Here is a 16652-nt window from a genome sequence, read left to right on the forward strand (position 1 = left end):
TACTAACGGATTACTCGTGCACGTTTTTGGAAAAATAGCCGCCGCTTTTATATACCTTATTTTTTAACCCTTGATTCGCATTAATATTTATCCTTCAATTAATGATACCACAAAGGTGGGCACATGCCCTTTGCGCTTTGTAGCCTAACTGAGGACATTTGTAGTCAAAATGAGAAACGGCTATAGATATAAGCAAACGTGATTTTAAATCAGGTTTGCTTATAATGTATACAACAGAATAGGAGGTATTTTTAAAAAAATTGACGACATAGTAGCTGTACCTTACTGCAAGAATATCCTTCAGGGTTATTTGGCCGGCTTTCCGTATCCTAACAGCAAGCCTTTGTAAAGCTGAAGTTGTCGCAATAAGGCATCTTGCTGATCCTTGGGTAAAATCATTTGTCTGCTATATTTTTTGCCGTTAAATTTGATGACTACTTTTTTTGCCTTAACTATTCTTAACAACATCGAAATCTTATCATCATAAATTACTTCGTCGCTGTATTGTCTTGTTTGATTTTTGAGCGTTTCTGTTGTAAAGCTTGGTGAATAATGTAACCGTTTACCGTCAACAAGAAATGTTACATTTTTTATCTCCAATGGCACATCTGTTGTATATTGAGTTGCAAAATAAAAAGTGTAAACGATATCGTCGTATTGCATATGGATATATAAACCGTTTGCAGTTTTTTTCTCTGGTGAATCTTTGCTATTTAAATAAGTTTCATGGATAGCAAGGTCTGTTGTTGGTGCACTTTCCCGATAAAGTTTTTTGAAAAGTTCACGATCTATGCTAATCACAGATAGTTTTTTCAGGCTGAGTTCTGCTGTTTCCGACAGTTGTTCAGGCTGCCGTTGCATTGATATCGAAGCGGCAGATGTATCTATTACTGTGCTATCTGCGCCGTCGGTGGTTCCTTCGCCTCTATTTGTCTTAATAACACCGAAAAATATTATTAGAAGTAAAATTGCTATCACTACAAAAATAACACAGCCAGTGTTATCGCTTTGTCCATTAGCTTGAACAGGGTCTGGCGATGGCGTGTTATTGGCAGAAACGTTGTCTAAACCTTGCCACCTTTCGTTTTCATTTGTTACGGTTGCTTCATTGCCCGGTTGATCTATATGGTAAACACTGCTACAATAGGCGCATTTAATTACATTACCTACCGCGGCCTCCAATTCGGCGCCACAATTTTTACACTTTTCTAAGCGTTTGTTTTCCAAGGCAATTAGTGATCAAGATTAAACGCTATGTTTTTTCGGCCCGATGCTACAAGATCCTGGTTACGCTGACGAAAATTTTGTAATTTGGAGTAATACCTGTTTATTGCCCCCGGGTAAAAAACGGTAGCCATCAGCGTAGGAAAGATTACTAAAAATACCATACCTCTTAAATACCAGTATAAACTTAGGGGATTACTAAATGCAATGTTGTTCATAGGGTGAGTAGCGTATATATCAAATTTACTGCCGGCTATGGCCGTCAAAGCAGCACGCAATACCAACATACCAAACCAAATTCCCAAACCAACCAGCGCATTTTTTTTGAAGGTGGCGCCGCGTGTTGGCGGGCAAAGCCCCATATCCACAGGCCGGTCTGCCATTAGTTCGCCTGATACATCATCCATATAAATATTATAACTTTTGCCCATATAAATATAGGTTGTGCGCCAAACGGGATAATAAAACATACTGGTATTTTTGGCGTGATATTTTAAATAATGGTTATGCTGATGCCCGGCGTCGGCTTCGTTAAGTGTACGATAAACCTTTGCCGCGGCCTGTAACTTGCCAAAATTTTCCCAGGCTGCGGCTTCAGGCGCGTTATCGGTAAGGTACACATCGTCGGTACCTGTTGAGGTAATTGGGGCAATTAACTTTTTATTGGCAGCAATGGCAAAATCCATTACGTTTTTTCCTTCTGCTTCGTCGTATCCTCCGTAGGCGGTTACAGCGTATTCGCCATTAAGAGGCGTGTTTTGAGCTATTACTTTTCCATGCTTATCCAGCGAATTATAATAACCATCATAAATTCCGGTAAACTGGTAAAACGGTATATAAAGCTGTTCAACCTGTAAAAAACTGGCTTCAAACAATAAGTTGACCGGCGTTTGTTTGCCGCTTGTTAAAAAAAGAATTACGGCGCCTTTAAATCCATCAAAATTGTTTTTAAACCGTATACACCCGGCATCAGGTGCCTGTGAATCTGCATTAGCTGCAGGCTGCTGGTTGATTTTAAAAACACTGCCACAGTACAGGCACTTATTAGCATTTACGGTAAAATCATACTCCAGCGTGCCACCGCAATTACTGCAGGCATTAGTTGCACCTGCAAATTGTGCAGTATTAGATTCCATGTTAGTTTAAGTTAAATTGTTCAAAGGTTTCAATGGCTTTTTGGGCCAAATCAAGGTAGCTTATTTTTTGGTTCATGCCGGTAAGTACATAAGCGTCATCATAATGCTTAAGCGCAGCCAATTCTGTCCTGGCCTGGTTTACCTGGTTTAAACCCAGGTAACAGTTAATGATAGAATAATGTGCTTTGGCGGCTGTGCGGCCAAACTCGTTCGTCCCTTCATCATGGTAAATGGTCGCTTCGGGATATTGCTCTATTATCTCTCTGAAAATGCGTATGGCGGTTTCAAAGGAGTTCATATGAAAGTGGCACAAGCCCGCATTGAACAAGGCATCATCGGCCAGTTCATCATCGGGATAAGTTTGTTTTATATACAAAAATTGCTGAGCGGCATCAAAAAGTAACTGCTCATGAACAAGCCGACTTGCTGCTACAAACAGGTCGTGAGGGTGGCTGTTAATCATGGATATTGATTAGATAAGGCTTAGTAATTGTGTTTTTTTCTGGTCAAATTCTGCCTGCGTAATTATCCCCATATCCAATAAACCTTTCAGATCTTTAAGCTTTTCTACCGGCGATTTCTGATCGGCCGCGGGAGCAACCGCTTGCACAGCCGGTGCCATAGTTTGCTGAATCATTTGCGGCATCATGAAGCCCATGCCCAACCCCACGCCACTGCCAACGGTTTGACTGGCTAATCCGTTCGGGTTGTTAGCAGCATCCTGTATAGACATGGCCATCTTATACTTCATAAACTCGTCCATATTACCCAGCGCCGACATACCCGAACGCTGATCTATCATTTGCTGAACTTCTTCGGGAACAGATATTGAAGCAATGTAAAGATCATGCAGCGAAAGACCAAGATTTTCAAAATCAGACTGCAACGCTATTTTGGTGTTGGCGCTCATGGTATCATAAACAGCAGGCAATTCCGTTACCGATTGTGCCTGCCGCCCAATTACTCCCGTTAACCTGGATACGATAATATTTTTAAGATAATCGGCTATATCGGTGTCCTGGTACAAGCCCATGGTGCCAACTATCTGGTTAATAAACGTCCTGGAGTCTGCTATCTGGATAGTATAATTACCAAAAGCCCGCAATCGCACCATTTTCAGGTCCTTATCTGCAAACAGGATAGGCTCCTGTGTACCCCACTTTAGGTTGGTAAATAGCTTTTTATTGGTAAAGTAAACTTCGGCGCGAAACGGCGAATTTGGCCCATAAGCAAAACTGGTTACCCACTTGGTTATTAGCGGAAAGTTTCGTGTTTCCAGCATATACCGACCGGCCGAAAAAACATCGACAACCTGCCCATCCCTGAAAAATATAGCTTCCTGACTATCCCGAACAGTAAGTTGCGATCCCCATTTAATTTCGGTTGGTCCCATTTCAGGAACCCTTTTTACCATTATACTACCTGTGTTATCTAAAAACTCAAGTACCTGGGTTAATTCTGGCATATTTATAATAATGTGATAATGTTTATTGTTGACGACTAATATAACAACTAATCTGAAAATATAAATTGTTAAAAACAATACTTCTCTGCCAATATCACCGATGATTATTAGGCGATTGAGAGTTGCTTTAACTTTTTTGCAACGGGCAAACAAAATCTGTTTAGTCATTTTTACCCGCCAAGTGCTCGCTTACAGCAGAAAACATTCTGCCTCTTTTGTCATCCCGCCATCATGTTATATAATTCCGGAACGATTGATCCGAAAAGTTTTCCACTTTCGGAACGTTCATTCCGATTAAAACTTGAACGACCTTTTGAAATGAAAAAATTAGAAAATAAAGTAGCAGTAGTAACCGGTGCATCTAAAGGAATTGGCGCAGGTATTGCTAAAAGTTTAGCGGCCGAAGGTGCAGCCGTAATTGTTAATTATGCATCGGCCAAAGCAGGTGCCGACAAAGTTGTTACCGATATTGTTGCCGCCGGTGGTAAAGCTGTAGCTGTACAAGGCGATGTATCAAAATTAGCAGATGTTGAACGCCTGTTTGTCGAAACAGAGGCTGCATTTGGTGCCGTAGATATTTTGGTTAACAATGCCGGCGTTTATGAGTTTGGTGCCATTGAAGCAATTACAGAAGAGCATTATCACCGCCAGTTTAACACCAATGTGTTGGGCTTATTACTGGTAACCCAGGGCGCGGTAAAAAGCATTGGCGACCGTGGCGGCAGCATCATCAACATTAGCTCGACAGTAACGCGTATTACGCCTCCGGGCAGCGCGGTATATACTGCAACTAAAGGTGCCGTTGATGCTATAACACAAGTGTTATCAAAAGAATTAGGCCCTAAAAACATACGTGTTAATGCTATTAACCCCGGCATGGTAGAAACTGAAGGTGCTATTACCGCGGGTTTTATTGGCAGCGATTTTCAAAAACAACTGGAAACACAGGTGCCGTTGGGACGTATCGGGCAACCGGATGATATTTCGCCTATAGCGGTGTTCCTGGCTTCTGCAGATTCGGGCTGGTTAACCGGCGAAATATTGATTGCCAGCGGCGGTCACCGTTAAGCATCAGCAAAAATGATTAAATTTGCCCCGTTAATTACGGGGCTTTTTCTGTTTATGGCAAGAAGTAAAGATTTTGATGAAAATGAAGTGCTGAAAAAGGCAGTCTGTCTTTTTTGGGATAAGGGCTATAACGGAACCTCGATGCAGGATCTGGTTGATGGCCTGGGAATTAGCCGATCAAGCCTTTATGATACCTTTGGCGATAAACATCAATTATATATCAGGGCGCTTGAAACCTACCAGCAAAGTTATGGCAGCCTCCTGTACACCCTCACCAACCAGGCAACATCAACAAAAGATGCCATTCGTAAATTATTAGAGCTGGTGGTTAAAGACCTCCTAAACGATGAACAACGTAAAGGATGTTTCATGGTTAATGCAGGTATTGAGCTTGGGAGTCATGACCAGCAAGTTAACCAGCTTATTTGCGACACCGAAAATCAATTGGAGCAGGCTTTTTTAAAGCTGATACAGCAAGGGCAACAAAAAGGAGAAATTAAAGGCGACAAAGATCCCAAAGCGCTCGCCCGTTTCTTGAACAACACCGTTAAAGGCATGCAGGTATCGGTCAAATCCACCACCGACCGGAGCTTTTTTGAAGATATTATTGCTACGGCTTTAATTGTATTATCAGCCTGAAGGCCGATGAAAGTTATAGTTTTAGGAAGCTCTTATAAAAAGCTTCCCATTTCCGTGAGAGGATTCTGGCCTAAGTAACGGTGCGGAGCTAACCCCTTTTTTTAAAATTTGACTGAATTTGGCGTGTTTCCAAATTCGTGTTCAGTTTTGAATCAGGTCGTTAATTCCATATATTTATTTAAATAATAGAACATGAACATCAGAGAACTCATACCAAAGCACAAAGACGACCAGGAAGTAATTGACGGACTCAAAAAACTTTCATTTGAAGAGTTGAAACCCATTATACCCGAATTGTTAGTGTGGATGCAAGATATGAATTGGCCTATTGGCCGGCCTATTGCCGATATTTTAAAGCCATTTGTGAGTAGAATGACTTCTGAAATAATTAAGATTTTAAGAACAAACGATTCGACGTGGGAATATTGGGTATTGACAAATTTGGTGAGAGATACAACCGATCCTCTTTTGTTAATCGAGATTGAACGAATTGCAAAATTCCCATCAAAAGTTGAAATTGAGGACGAGGTGAATCTGGAAGCGATTGCTATTTTAAATGGGGATTATAAATAATTTATAATATAAAGCAAAAGCTTCACATTTTCACGAGAAACTTTTGGGTAAATAATGCGCCAACACCTCACCTAAGCTACTCTTATGGAAATTTCTTATAGATATCTTTTCTATGCAATACGGTAATAAACCTTAGTGTTAAGGCATCTTCCAATTCAACGCCAATGCGATAATCGCCAATTCTTATCCGATAATAAGTTTTAAACCCTGCATTTTTTTAACATTTGCTATTGCTGCAAGCGATTCGGCAGCTTCAATATCAATGAAGACCTGGGCAATCTTTTCTTTGATGGTATTGTCATTTAGCTTGTCAATACTTTTACTAAACGATTTATCAAATACAAGCTCCATTAGCTAAGAAGCTTCTTCATGATGGCGTCGCGACTAACAGACTTCCCGGTTTTAACCTTATCTATTATTTTCCCTAAGGCAATATCTTCCGACTGCTCATCCGTAAGTGTACTAACTTTATCGCCCAATTTCTTTGCAAGCTTAGCTATCAGGTCAAGATTATCAGAACTGTCGCTTTGAATGATGATAGTTGCCATGAGTTTATCTTTATAATGCAATATAAACAAAAAAGCCTCTCATTTTCATGAAAGGCTTTCGGGTAAATGATGGGGCTCGAACCCACGACCCTCGGTACCACAAACCGATGCTCTAACCAACTGAGCTACATCTACCGTTTGGAGAGTGCAAAAGTAGAAAACTCCCGGTTATTTGCAAACTATTTTTAAAATTACATTCGGCTTACCTCATTTATTTAGAACGATTATCAGTAATCGCTAAATTTGTAACTATGGCCGAGCAATTAATTGAACTGAACGTGACCGGGATGCATTGTAACAATTGCGCCATGTCTGTCCATAAACTCCTCGAAAAAAAGGGTTTAAAAAATATACTCGTTGACTTTGCCGGCGAAGAGGTAAAATTCTCTGCCGCCGATGACAGCAAACTGCCCGAAGTAATTAAAGGCATAGAAAATTTAGGTTTTAAAGTAATTGACGATATCGCGACGCATAATCCTCCGTTTTACGATAAGGTTGAAAACAAATTTATCTTCTGTGCCGCCTTTACCGCCCCGCTTTTACTCCATATGCTGCTGCCCTGGCATTTTTTGCATCAACCCATGGTGCAATTATTTCTGTGCCTGCCGGTATTTATAGTGGGCTGCTTCCATTTTGGCAAAAGCGCCTGGAGCTCGGTTAAAGGCGGTGTGCCCAATATGGATGTGCTGATCTTTATCGGCTCAACATCGGCATTTATATATAGCCTGGTGGGTACCATTCAAAATTTAGGGGAGCAATACCAGTTTTATGAAACCTGTGCCACTATAATAACACTGGTGTTGTTAGGTAATGTTTTTGAAAAACGTTCCGTTACGCAAACTACATCGGCAGTAAAAGACCTTATCAAAATTCAACATGTTAATGCCAACCGGGTTATTAATGGCAGTGTGGAAGTGATCAGTGCAAAAGAGGTACGTCCGGGTGATACTTTGCTGGTTAACCAAGGCGATAAGGTGCCGGTTGATGGCGAGATCCTTTCTGGCAGCGCCTCGGTTGATGAATCGATGCTTACCGGCGAGAGTTTACCTGTTGAAAAGGAAAAATACGATAAAGTAATTGGCGGCACCATATTGGTAAACGGCAATATCCATATGCTGGCCACCAAGGTAGGTTCAAACACCGTCTTGTCGCAAATTATCGACCTCATGAAAAAAGCGCAGGCGGCCAAACCTCCTGTTCAAAAATTGGGTGATAAGGTAGCCTCTATATTTGTGCCCGCGGTATTACTGATAGCGCTCATTACTTTTATACTTACTTATTTTGTTGGTGGCGCGGGCATGCAGCGTTCATTGATGAACGCTATAGCGGTTATGGTAATTTCGTGCCCTTGTGCCATGGGTTTAGCTACACCCACAGCCATTATGGTTGGTTTGGGCAGGGCTGCAAAAAACGGTATCCTGATTAAAGGCGGCGATACCATTGAGGCCGTTGCCAACACCAAATATGTGGTATTTGACAAAACCGGCACTTTAACCACAGGCAAATTCGCCATTAATGAAATTAAAGCCGAAGCGGGTGCGGATATTGAACAGGTCAGGGGAATTATTACCGCTATTGAGGAACGCTCAAATCACCCTATTGCTAAATCGTTGGTTGAGGGTTTAAGCAAACTCGCCAAACAAAAGGTGATTCTTAAAACGGTTAAGGAAGAAAAAGGCCTGGGCATGCGTGCCGAAGATGTAGAAGGCAACCACTACTTTTTGGGGACCGCAAAGCAAAACACCAACAATAATTTTAACATTTCCCTTTATAAAAATCAGGCATTACTGGCCCAAATAGCTATTGACGACCAGGTTAAGCCCGAAACCGCTTCGCTGATCAGTCAGCTTAAAAAAATGGGGATTGTACCCATACTTTTAAGTGGCGACAAAAAAGACCGCTGTTTAAAGGTAGCCAGCATGATAGGCATTACCGAAGTACACTCAGAAAAACTGCCCGACGAAAAGCTTGCCGTAATTGACATTTACAAACAAAAAGGCAAAACCATTATGATAGGCGATGGCATAAACGATGCCCCTGCCCTTACTAAGGCCGATGTTGGCGTATCCATGAACGATGCCAGCCAGGTAGCCATCCAATCGGCCAGTGTGGTGTTGTTAAATACCGATATGCAGTCGGTAATTAAGTTTTTACAGATCAGCAAGCATACGCTCATCACCATAAAACAAAACCTCTTTTGGGCCTTTGCCTATAATATTATAGCCATCCCAATCGCGGCGTTCGGCTTTTTAAACCCCATGGTAGGGGCATTCGCTATGGCTTTTTCTGATGTGGTGGTAATTGGTAATTCGTTGAGGCTGAAGATTAAGAAAGTTCATGGTTAATCGTTCATGGTTCATGGCAGCTTCGCAAGGGCATTATAACCGTAAAGTTTATTATTTTTGGCCTTCATAACGGTTCATGCCATGATCTATGAACCATCAACTATGAACTAATTACATGATCGAAATTTTTACAGACGGTGCATCAAGTGGTAACCCGGGACCGGGCGGTTATGGGGTAATATTGCGTTCGGGCCAACACTATAAAGAGCTTGCCGAAGGCTTTCGCAAAACCACCAATAACCGCATGGAGCTGTTAGCTGTTATCAAAGGACTGGAAGCTTTAAAAACGCCCAATCAGCAGGTAATGGTTTTTTCCGACTCTAAATATGTGATCGATTCTATCGAAAAAAGATGGTTGAACGGCTGGGTACAAAAAGGTTTCGCCGGTAAAAAAAACAAAGATCTGTGGATGCGCTATATTGAGGTAAGTAAACTGCACCAGGTTAGGTTTACCTGGGTACGCGGCCACAACGGTCACCCCGAAAACGAACGCTGCGACCAACTGGCCGTAGCCGCCGGCAAAAAAGCTCCACTCCTGATAGATTCCGTTTTTGAAGTAGAACACGCGAAGGGAATTTAGTCATTATTGGCTACGCCGTCATTAGTCGTTTGGTCATTGCGCTGCGCTGTCATTGGTAAATTACTGTTTTAAGTCTTTTGTCCTAAGGTCCTTGTTCCTTTGTCCAATAGTCTTACAGTCCAAAAGTCTTTGCTCCTTTGTCCTAAAGTCCTTGCTCTTTTGTCCAAAAATCTTTGCTCCAAAAGTCCTACAGTCCAAAAGTCCTATAGTCCAAATGTAAAACCATTGTTATTAAATTGACCGCAGGCAAATAAAGTCAACAAAGGGCTGTCTCCTTTAAACAAAAATTGTAGATTTACCGCAAATTCTTCAAAAAGCATGAATATTCACGAATATCAGGGCAAAGCGATATTAAAAAGCTTTGGCGTAAGAGTACAGGAAGGCATAGTTGCTGATACACCCGAAGAGGCTGTTGCAGCTGCCCAAAAATTGAAAGAAGACCTGGGATCGAGCTGGGTAGTGATCAAAGCGCAGATCCACGCTGGTGGTCGCGGCAAAGGCGGTGGCGTAAAGCTTGCCAAAAACCACGATCAGGTTAAAGAAATTGCAGGCAACATCATCGGCATGCAATTGGTTACTCCACAAACCGGGCCAGAAGGTAAAAAGGTAAAGAAAGTTTTAGTAGCTCAGGATGTTTACTACCCTGGTGAAAGCGAAACCAAAGAATTTTATATGAGCGTTTTGCTTGACAGGGCAAAAGGCCGCAACATTATCATGTACAGCACCGAAGGTGGTATGGACATTGAAGAAGTTGCACACTCAACCCCCGAGTTGATATTTAAAGAAGAAATTGACCCTAAAGTTGGTTTACAAGGTTTCCAAACCCGTAAAATAGCTTTTAACTTAGGCTTATCCGGCGAAGCGTTTAAAGATATGACCAAGTTCATCGCTGCTTTATACAAAGCTTATGATGCAACCGATTCTTCTCAATTTGAAATTAACCCGGTATTAAAAACATCTGATAACAAAATTTTAGCTGTTGACGCTAAAGTTAACATAGATGATAACGCGTTATACCGTCACCCGGATTACGCTGCTATGCGCGATACCGATGAGGAAGACCCAACAGAGGTTGAAGCAAGTAAATCAAACCTTAACTATGTAAAGCTTGACGGTAACGTAGGTTGTATGGTTAACGGTGCCGGTTTAGCTATGGCAACTATGGATATTATTAAAATTGCCGGTGGCGAGCCTGCCAACTTCCTTGACGTTGGTGGTACTGCCAATGCCGAAACTGTTAAAGCTGGTTTTAACATCATCCTGAGCGATCCAAACGTAAAAGCTATCCTAATCAACATTTTTGGTGGTATTGTTCGTTGCGACCGTGTTGCGCAAGGTGTAATTGACGCTTACCAGGAAATTGGCAACATCCCTGTACCAATCATTGTACGTTTACAAGGCACCAACGCTGCCGAAGCAAAAGCACTGATTGATAATTCGGGCCTAAAAGTATTCTCGGCCATCTTGCTTAAAGAAGCTGCAGAAAGAGTAAAAGAAGTATTGGCTTTGTAATTAAAGCTGATTGGCATATTGAAAGGCGATGGGTGTAAAGCTCATCGTCTTTTTTTGTGCTATAGCCTTTGGTTAATCCTATCCCTCATATTATCATTTAAAAAGCCTTGCTCAACTCTTCAAGGTAATCCTCCCGGTTTGATTTTTTAAATACAATATCCAGGCATTTATTAAACTGAACGTAGGCTTTGAGAGTTATTATCAATTTTGCTGTCATCGCTTCATTAAGTTCCACGTCCTCAAAATGCAGGTTATGAACAATCAGCACTTTTTGTTTCCTATCGGCTTTGGCATCCATGCGGGCTATAAAGGTATCGCCCACCAGTACCGGTAAGGAGAAATAGCCATACTTGCGTTTCGGCGCGGGCACAAAACATTCTATCTGGTAATCAAAATCAAAAAAATCTTTTAAACGGTGCCTGAAAGCGTTAACTACATCAAAGGGCGACAGGATAAAGGCATCGCCGGCTAACTCAATATCCACAGGCTGATTGGGCAGCATATAAAGCGGTGCGCTTTTTAATCCCTCTACCTGTACGGTTCGCACTTCGCCGGCAGCTACCATTTTCTCCAGCTCTTTTTTTACCAGGTTGCCTTTTACATAGCGGGCGCGCCAGGCCAAATCTTTAACATAAGCGATGCCCAGAGCACCCAGGGTGCGCCTGATTACAAAGCGGGCGTATTCTTCGGGCGTGGGTGCGGTTAAGTCGGTTTCGGGCGGCACGGAGTTCATGGGCACATCGTACACCTTGTGGAAAGCCGGAGTACGGGTAATGGTTAGTTTGCCATCCAGGTATAAGCGTTCAAGGGCTACTTTGGCCGGTCGCCAGTCCCACCAGCCGGAGCTTGCTTCTACGCGGTCGTTTTCAAAATCGCCAACCATCAGGGGGCCTTCCCGCTCCACACGGTCGAGCACCTGTTTCATCAACCGGGTTTCTGCCGGGGTAACGCCCTTGCGGTTAGCCGCAAAGGCTTCTTTAACAGGCAAAGAAAACCGAAAATCCTTCATCGGGATATAACCGCCATCAGACGTAAAATACTCAAAAATGCGCCCATCCTCAACCAGCTCCCGTAGCCATGGCAATTCATAATCGGGCACACGGGCGACTAAAGCGTGGTGATGCGCCCTCTCTACCACGTAATTGGTATCAAGCTGCACAAAACCAAGGTGATCTATCAGCCGGTACACCGCCTCTATACCGGTGCCAAACTGCGCGTGCCGGGCCAAGCCAGCAGCATTTAGTATAATTTTGCGAGCCTGGTGTTTGGTGAGGGTTAGTGGTTCCATAACTCAAAATAAGGAAATATTTTGAAAATAGGACAGCTTTGCGCAAATTGTTGCAGGGGAAAATATGCCAAAATTGGGTTAACATAACTTAACATATTTCAATTAGTTAACATATTAAGTATTTAGCAATCAAATAGTTAATATAAACACACCCTTAACATCTTTTGGTAAAGAACATTGAGGTATCCGGTCATCTCGCATCAGCGCAAACTCTGTCATCCTGAACGCTTGAAGGATCTATTCTACGCCGTTTGCGTTTCGCTCTGAAAGTCCACGAATAGATGCTTCGTTCCTCAGCATGACAGGGTAGAAAGGGGAGTAATGCAACGTCATTCGCGCCTTCAAAGTCCGCCGGATTTTAAAACTACCCATGACGTGTTGTAAAAAGTTGTCATCCTGAACGCAGTGAAGGATCTTCTTCAATAGAAAAGTAGGTGATTTACAGGGCGAAGAAGATCCTTCGTTCCTCAGGATGACAGGGTGGAAAAGATGGTTTTACGCCATCCCCACATTCAAAGTCCGCCGGATTTTATAACTCGTAATGACGTTGGGGATATAGCAATTTTAGATTTTAACTTTGTGCCATTTGCTGCTGAAAGGTGATCACTATAAATTCTGCCGGGTGTACTACGGCAACTTTGACGGCCACATTCATAAATCCGTTTAACAGATCGTCCCCTGTCATGGTGCTACCCAATCCACAATCTACCGAAAACGCGTCGGCCGCGCTTGCGCCCTGCAAGCCGCCTTCTTTCCAAACCGAAGTTAAAAAACTACCAATCATGGCTTTTACCGCCTCCCAGGTATTTTTATCGTTTGGTTGAAAAACATAGGCCTGGGCGGCCAGTTTACATGATTGCTCCAAAAAGGTCATGGTTCTGCGTACCGATAAATATCTCCAGTCGTTGCTATTACCATCCAGCGTGCGTGCACCCCAAACCAAAATCCCTATCCCGTTAAAAAACCGGATGGCGTTGATGGACTTACCTGTTACGGCATCTACATTTAAATTCCCCTGCTGGCTGTCTGATAGCTTGATAGGCAGCGATATTACCCCCACAATGGCCGTATTGGCCGGGGCTTCCCAAACCCCTACCTGGCTGTCAATTGTCGTCATCACACCCGCCATGCCTCCGCTTGCGGGCAACAGGTTTATCATACCTAAAACCGCCTTACAAATAATGGGGTAATCCCTGCTGGCAATGCGCAAAGCGTTGTCGTTTTGGCTGGGTGTAAAAAGTCCGCTTTTTATCTGGCTAAAAATAGCGCTCAAAATTGGGTCGGCAGCGGCGTTTAGCAGGCCTGCTAACGCGTCAACGTCGCCGCCAAACAGGTTGCGGTAATCCATATCCTGTTGTTGCATCATGGTGGTGCCAACAAAAGGATAATAAGCCGTACCGTAGTTAAGCCCCTGCACGCCGGTGTTATCGCGGAAGGTTGCAATATCATTGGTGTACAAAATAGGGTCGGGCGCATCGCCGCCAATAATATCAAATATGCTGATAGCCGTTTGCATCTCTGTGCATTGTAACAGCATCGCCTGCATCAAGGTGCCATTATCTGCTACGGAAAGTAAAGTTGCTTCGGGGCATATGTACATGGTAGGTTCCTGCTCGTTTCGTAACAGTGCCAATCCGTCAAGCAAATCGTTCAAAATTACATTGGGGTTAATCATCTGCGCTCCCGGAATACCCGGCACGCCAGATGGACTTCCATACGTGCCCACCGAAACGATATAAGCATCCCCGCCCCCATTCTGGTAAAACAAACGGATACTGTTGTACAGGTAATAAATGGTATTACAATCGGGCACAATACTGTAATACGTGCTGTTTATCTCTATATACGCCCCCTTAACCGGATGACTCTTTTGCGGCACCAAATAATATTGCGGACTATACTGCTTAGCTGCTTCGGCCGGCGCGGGCGGATCAGGGTATCCATAAATAGCCATAAAATCGGCAAACGAAGTGATCTTCTGCACCACGTTTGTGTACGATTTTCCCTCATACATAGCCTGCGGTGTATACCCTATAAAAGCAGGCACCGCAGTAGCCACCGGCACTACCGAATTGGGGAACGCGTTAATTTCATTGATATACACCCCGGGCGTTTTGATATTGGAAAGGTTCATGGTTTGGAGGTATAAATTGGATAGGTCGAAGGTAGGCAATAATTTTGAGGAAGGGGTTGTGCGGGCGAATTTTGAAGTTTGCAATTCCATCTTGCTACTTGATATTAACCCGCTGTCCGGATGTCTCCGACTTCGGACCATTATATTGTAGTTTTCAAACTACCCGAAGCAGATAGGAATACTTTCTAATTATACTTTATTACTGTAGTTATAAACTACTGGCATAGTAGTCCGAAGTCGGAGACATTCGGACAGCGGTAGACTATGAACAGCGGGGCTCGCCCCCAAATTATCGAGATTTTCTATTGATAACCTACCTTGGTAAACCTTCACTTAAATCTAGTGCCTCGATGGTCGCCTTAACATAATCGCGTTCTGATTTATCATAAGGAAGCAAATGGCTTACTACCTGCTCAAAAGGCTGATAGGAATTTATATGGTCATTTAAGTCTCTTGTTTTTTCAGCGCGTTTCTGCTTGGCAATTATAAACTTATGATAATGGTCCATTAAAGAAATCAGGCTAAGTTGTTTCCCATCAAATAAGTCAAAAGAACTTATCAAGAATGTTATGTTAATGAGTGTCAGTGGATGAACTGATTTAAATTCCTTATCAAGATTCAACTCTTTTATTTTTCTTCCAAATGAATTCTCAAGATAATGATTAATCCCTGGCATGTTAAAAAACAAATCAGCATAAACAATAACAGGATATATTTGCAAATTTCTAACATGTTTATAACCCTGCGGCTTCTCAATAGATTGATCGATTAAAGAGCCCAGTTGCTTGAGAATTTGACCAGTACCCTTTCCATCATTATTCATCTTCAAATCTATGGCCTCGGTAATCTTATCATACGAAAATGAATTTATTGCAGAAGCAGGGAAGTAAGCATCTTTTATTTCGAACAAGATAACTTTATTACCTTTTCTATAATAGCAATCTGGCAATCCCTGCCTGCTTTTATCATCAAAGAAAATAGTCTGGTATTTGCTTCGAAAAGAAGAGCGTAATAACTTTCGTGATAAATATTCTTCTGTGATTTTTTCGCCGACAAAATTTTTAAAATCAATAAACTGTTTAAACTTCTTTTCTATTTTGATTCCAGATATATTATAAAAGTCAAATAACAGCCCTTCATACATCTTATTTATAAGGAACGGCCAGCTAAGGATCAACCAATTATTATTATCATAGGCATAAAGTGGTTTGGATTTTATACCAGAATAATTACTCTTTCCATTTTTAAATACTTGTTGATATTCCCTCTCTGTGAGGTTAAATTGTTCGAATAAAGTGTCAAAGCCATCAGTTCGAGATATTTTGAATGATGCCCATCCGCTCTCTTGATTTTCCTTCGTTTTGTTATAACCGGAAATTAAAATATTATATATATCTAACAAATAATTGAGCGCTGTTACCTTTTTATGCTTATCAAGATATTCTTTAACATACATGGAGTATTGAGAATGGCATTGTATGTAATTAAAAAACACCGAACCCCGAATCATAATTGTATATGGTTCTAGTTTATAATTTAATTCAAATTGGTCAATTAACGTCGGCCAAGTCATTTTTCCAAAATATTCAGCGTCATACTCTGGTGTCTTCTTTAATGTTGAACGGTAGACTTTATTTACTTCCTCGACGACAAGAAAATAAGCTTTAAATAGCCTTAAATCTTGCTCTGGAGTAATTTCATTCATCGGCAACTCTCGAAAATTAACTAATTCATAATGCAAAAAATTCATATTATAAAGAGTCGAAAAAAAATGAGTTTGCTCATTTGGGTTTCTTCGTACTTTTTCTTGTGCATTATTTATAATCTTATCTTTTATTGAAGCTGGCTGCCTTCCAAGCAACAGATTGAAGATTTTAGTTTGAGTAAATTGCCCTTTATCATTTGCATACAATTCTGCATTAATCATTGAAATTAGCTTCAATATCAATAATGATGGGATATCGATTAGAAGCTGTTCTAAATTATCTTCCTCGCCAGGAAATAGATCATGATATTCAGGAGTAAGGATAATTTCCATCGCAAAAGAATTAATAGAATTTAGTAGATTTATATCGTTGCCTTTAAAGTTTAAGCATATTAGTCCTATCGAAATTTTGTTGAACTACATGAATAAATCTAC

16 protein-coding genes and 1 tRNA gene are annotated in these 16652 nt (G+C 41.7%); 6 read left to right on the forward strand and 11 right to left on the reverse strand.

What is annotated here, in order from left to right; translation table 11 throughout:
- Positions 1 to 306 precede the first annotated feature (306 nt).
- The 4 genes from QWZ17_RS18350 to QWZ17_RS18365 are packed head-to-tail and all read right to left on the reverse strand — an operon-like array spanning position 307 to position 3825.
- Positions 307 to 1227: a hypothetical protein gene (locus QWZ17_RS18350; protein ID WP_290306749.1), complete on the reverse strand. Its 921-nt coding sequence runs from the start codon at positions 1225 to 1227 to the stop codon at positions 307 to 309.
- A gap of 5 nt (positions 1228 to 1232) precedes the next feature.
- A complete protein-coding gene (locus QWZ17_RS18355) occupies positions 1233 to 2360 on the reverse strand; it encodes a TFIIB-type zinc ribbon-containing protein (protein ID WP_290306750.1) in 1128 nt (375 codons plus the stop codon).
- Position 2361: 1 nt separating this feature from the next.
- Complete coding sequence (locus tag QWZ17_RS18360) at positions 2362 to 2823, reverse strand: tetratricopeptide repeat protein (protein ID WP_290306751.1); 462 nt, start codon at positions 2821 to 2823, stop codon at positions 2362 to 2364.
- A 9-nt stretch (positions 2824 to 2832) separates the two neighbouring features.
- Entirely contained in the window at positions 2833 to 3825 is a 993-nt protein-coding gene (locus tag QWZ17_RS18365) for an SPFH domain-containing protein (protein ID WP_290306752.1), read from the reverse strand.
- Between the two features lie 318 nt (positions 3826 to 4143).
- Between QWZ17_RS18365 and QWZ17_RS18370 the strand changes: the two genes are divergently transcribed.
- From QWZ17_RS18370 to QWZ17_RS18380, 3 genes are all read left to right on the forward strand, one after another.
- Positions 4144 to 4893 (forward strand): SDR family NAD(P)-dependent oxidoreductase, encoded by a 750-nt coding sequence (locus QWZ17_RS18370; RefSeq protein ID WP_290306753.1) that lies wholly within the window; start codon positions 4144 to 4146, stop codon positions 4891 to 4893.
- Positions 4894 to 4905: 12 nt separating this feature from the next.
- Positions 4906 to 5532, forward strand: coding sequence for a TetR/AcrR family transcriptional regulator (locus tag QWZ17_RS18375; RefSeq protein WP_290306754.1), 627 nt, complete (start codon positions 4906 to 4908; stop codon positions 5530 to 5532).
- Between the two features lie 192 nt (positions 5533 to 5724).
- Entirely contained in the window at positions 5725 to 6105 is a 381-nt protein-coding gene (locus QWZ17_RS18380; protein ID WP_290306755.1) for a DUF5071 domain-containing protein, read from the forward strand.
- A gap of 82 nt (positions 6106 to 6187) precedes the next feature.
- Here the strand turns inward: QWZ17_RS18380 and QWZ17_RS29680 are convergent, their stop codons facing one another.
- The 4 genes from QWZ17_RS29680 to QWZ17_RS18395 form a co-directional block, all read right to left on the reverse strand.
- Positions 6188 to 6259 carry a hypothetical protein gene (locus QWZ17_RS29680; protein ID WP_353959509.1) on the reverse strand — a complete coding sequence of 24 codons (72 nt, stop codon included), beginning with the start codon at positions 6257 to 6259 and terminating at the stop codon, positions 6188 to 6190.
- Positions 6260 to 6288: 29 nt separating this feature from the next.
- Complete coding sequence (locus tag QWZ17_RS18385; RefSeq protein ID WP_290306756.1) at positions 6289 to 6456, reverse strand: hypothetical protein; 168 nt, start codon at positions 6454 to 6456, stop codon at positions 6289 to 6291.
- Positions 6456 to 6653 (reverse strand): hypothetical protein, encoded by a 198-nt coding sequence (locus QWZ17_RS18390; protein ID WP_290306757.1) that lies wholly within the window; start codon positions 6651 to 6653, stop codon positions 6456 to 6458. Before QWZ17_RS18390 ends, QWZ17_RS18385 begins: the two co-directional genes overlap by 1 nt.
- A 61-nt stretch (positions 6654 to 6714) precedes the next feature.
- Positions 6715 to 6788: transfer RNA gene (locus tag QWZ17_RS18395), tRNA-His, on the reverse strand.
- Between the two features lie 116 nt (positions 6789 to 6904).
- On the opposite strand from QWZ17_RS18395, the gene QWZ17_RS18400 reads away from it, so the two are divergent.
- The 3 genes from QWZ17_RS18400 to sucC all read left to right on the forward strand — a co-directional run bounded on the left by QWZ17_RS18400 (position 6905) and on the right by sucC (position 11090).
- Positions 6905 to 8998: a heavy metal translocating P-type ATPase gene (locus tag QWZ17_RS18400; protein ID WP_290306758.1), complete on the forward strand. Its 2094-nt coding sequence runs from the start codon at positions 6905 to 6907 to the stop codon at positions 8996 to 8998.
- A gap of 115 nt (positions 8999 to 9113) precedes the next feature.
- Complete coding sequence (rnhA, locus tag QWZ17_RS18405) at positions 9114 to 9578, forward strand: ribonuclease HI (RefSeq protein ID WP_290306759.1); 465 nt, start codon at positions 9114 to 9116, stop codon at positions 9576 to 9578.
- A 318-nt stretch (positions 9579 to 9896) separates the two neighbouring features.
- Positions 9897 to 11090 carry an ADP-forming succinate--CoA ligase subunit beta gene (sucC, locus tag QWZ17_RS18410; RefSeq protein ID WP_290306760.1) on the forward strand — a complete coding sequence of 398 codons (1194 nt, stop codon included), beginning with the start codon at positions 9897 to 9899 and terminating at the stop codon, positions 11088 to 11090.
- Between the two features lie 97 nt (positions 11091 to 11187).
- Here sucC and QWZ17_RS18415 read toward each other — a convergent pair whose 3' ends face one another.
- From QWZ17_RS18415 to QWZ17_RS18425, 3 genes are all read right to left on the reverse strand, one after another.
- On the reverse strand, positions 11188 to 12378 hold the full coding sequence (locus QWZ17_RS18415) for a winged helix-turn-helix domain-containing protein (protein ID WP_290306761.1): 1191 nt from the start codon (positions 12376 to 12378) through the stop codon (positions 11188 to 11190).
- Between the two features lie 571 nt (positions 12379 to 12949).
- On the reverse strand, positions 12950 to 14602 hold the full coding sequence (locus QWZ17_RS18420; protein ID WP_290306762.1) for a phage tail sheath family protein: 1653 nt from the start codon (positions 14600 to 14602) through the stop codon (positions 12950 to 12952).
- 223 nt (positions 14603 to 14825) lie between these two features.
- Entirely contained in the window at positions 14826 to 16550 is a 1725-nt protein-coding gene (locus QWZ17_RS18425; protein ID WP_290306763.1) for a hypothetical protein, read from the reverse strand.
- Between the last annotated feature and the right edge of the window lie 102 nt (positions 16551 to 16652).

Origin of the sequence: Mucilaginibacter flavus, from assembly GCF_030409315.1 — a bacterium.
GTDB lineage: Bacteria > Bacteroidota > Bacteroidia > Sphingobacteriales > Sphingobacteriaceae > Mucilaginibacter > Mucilaginibacter flavus.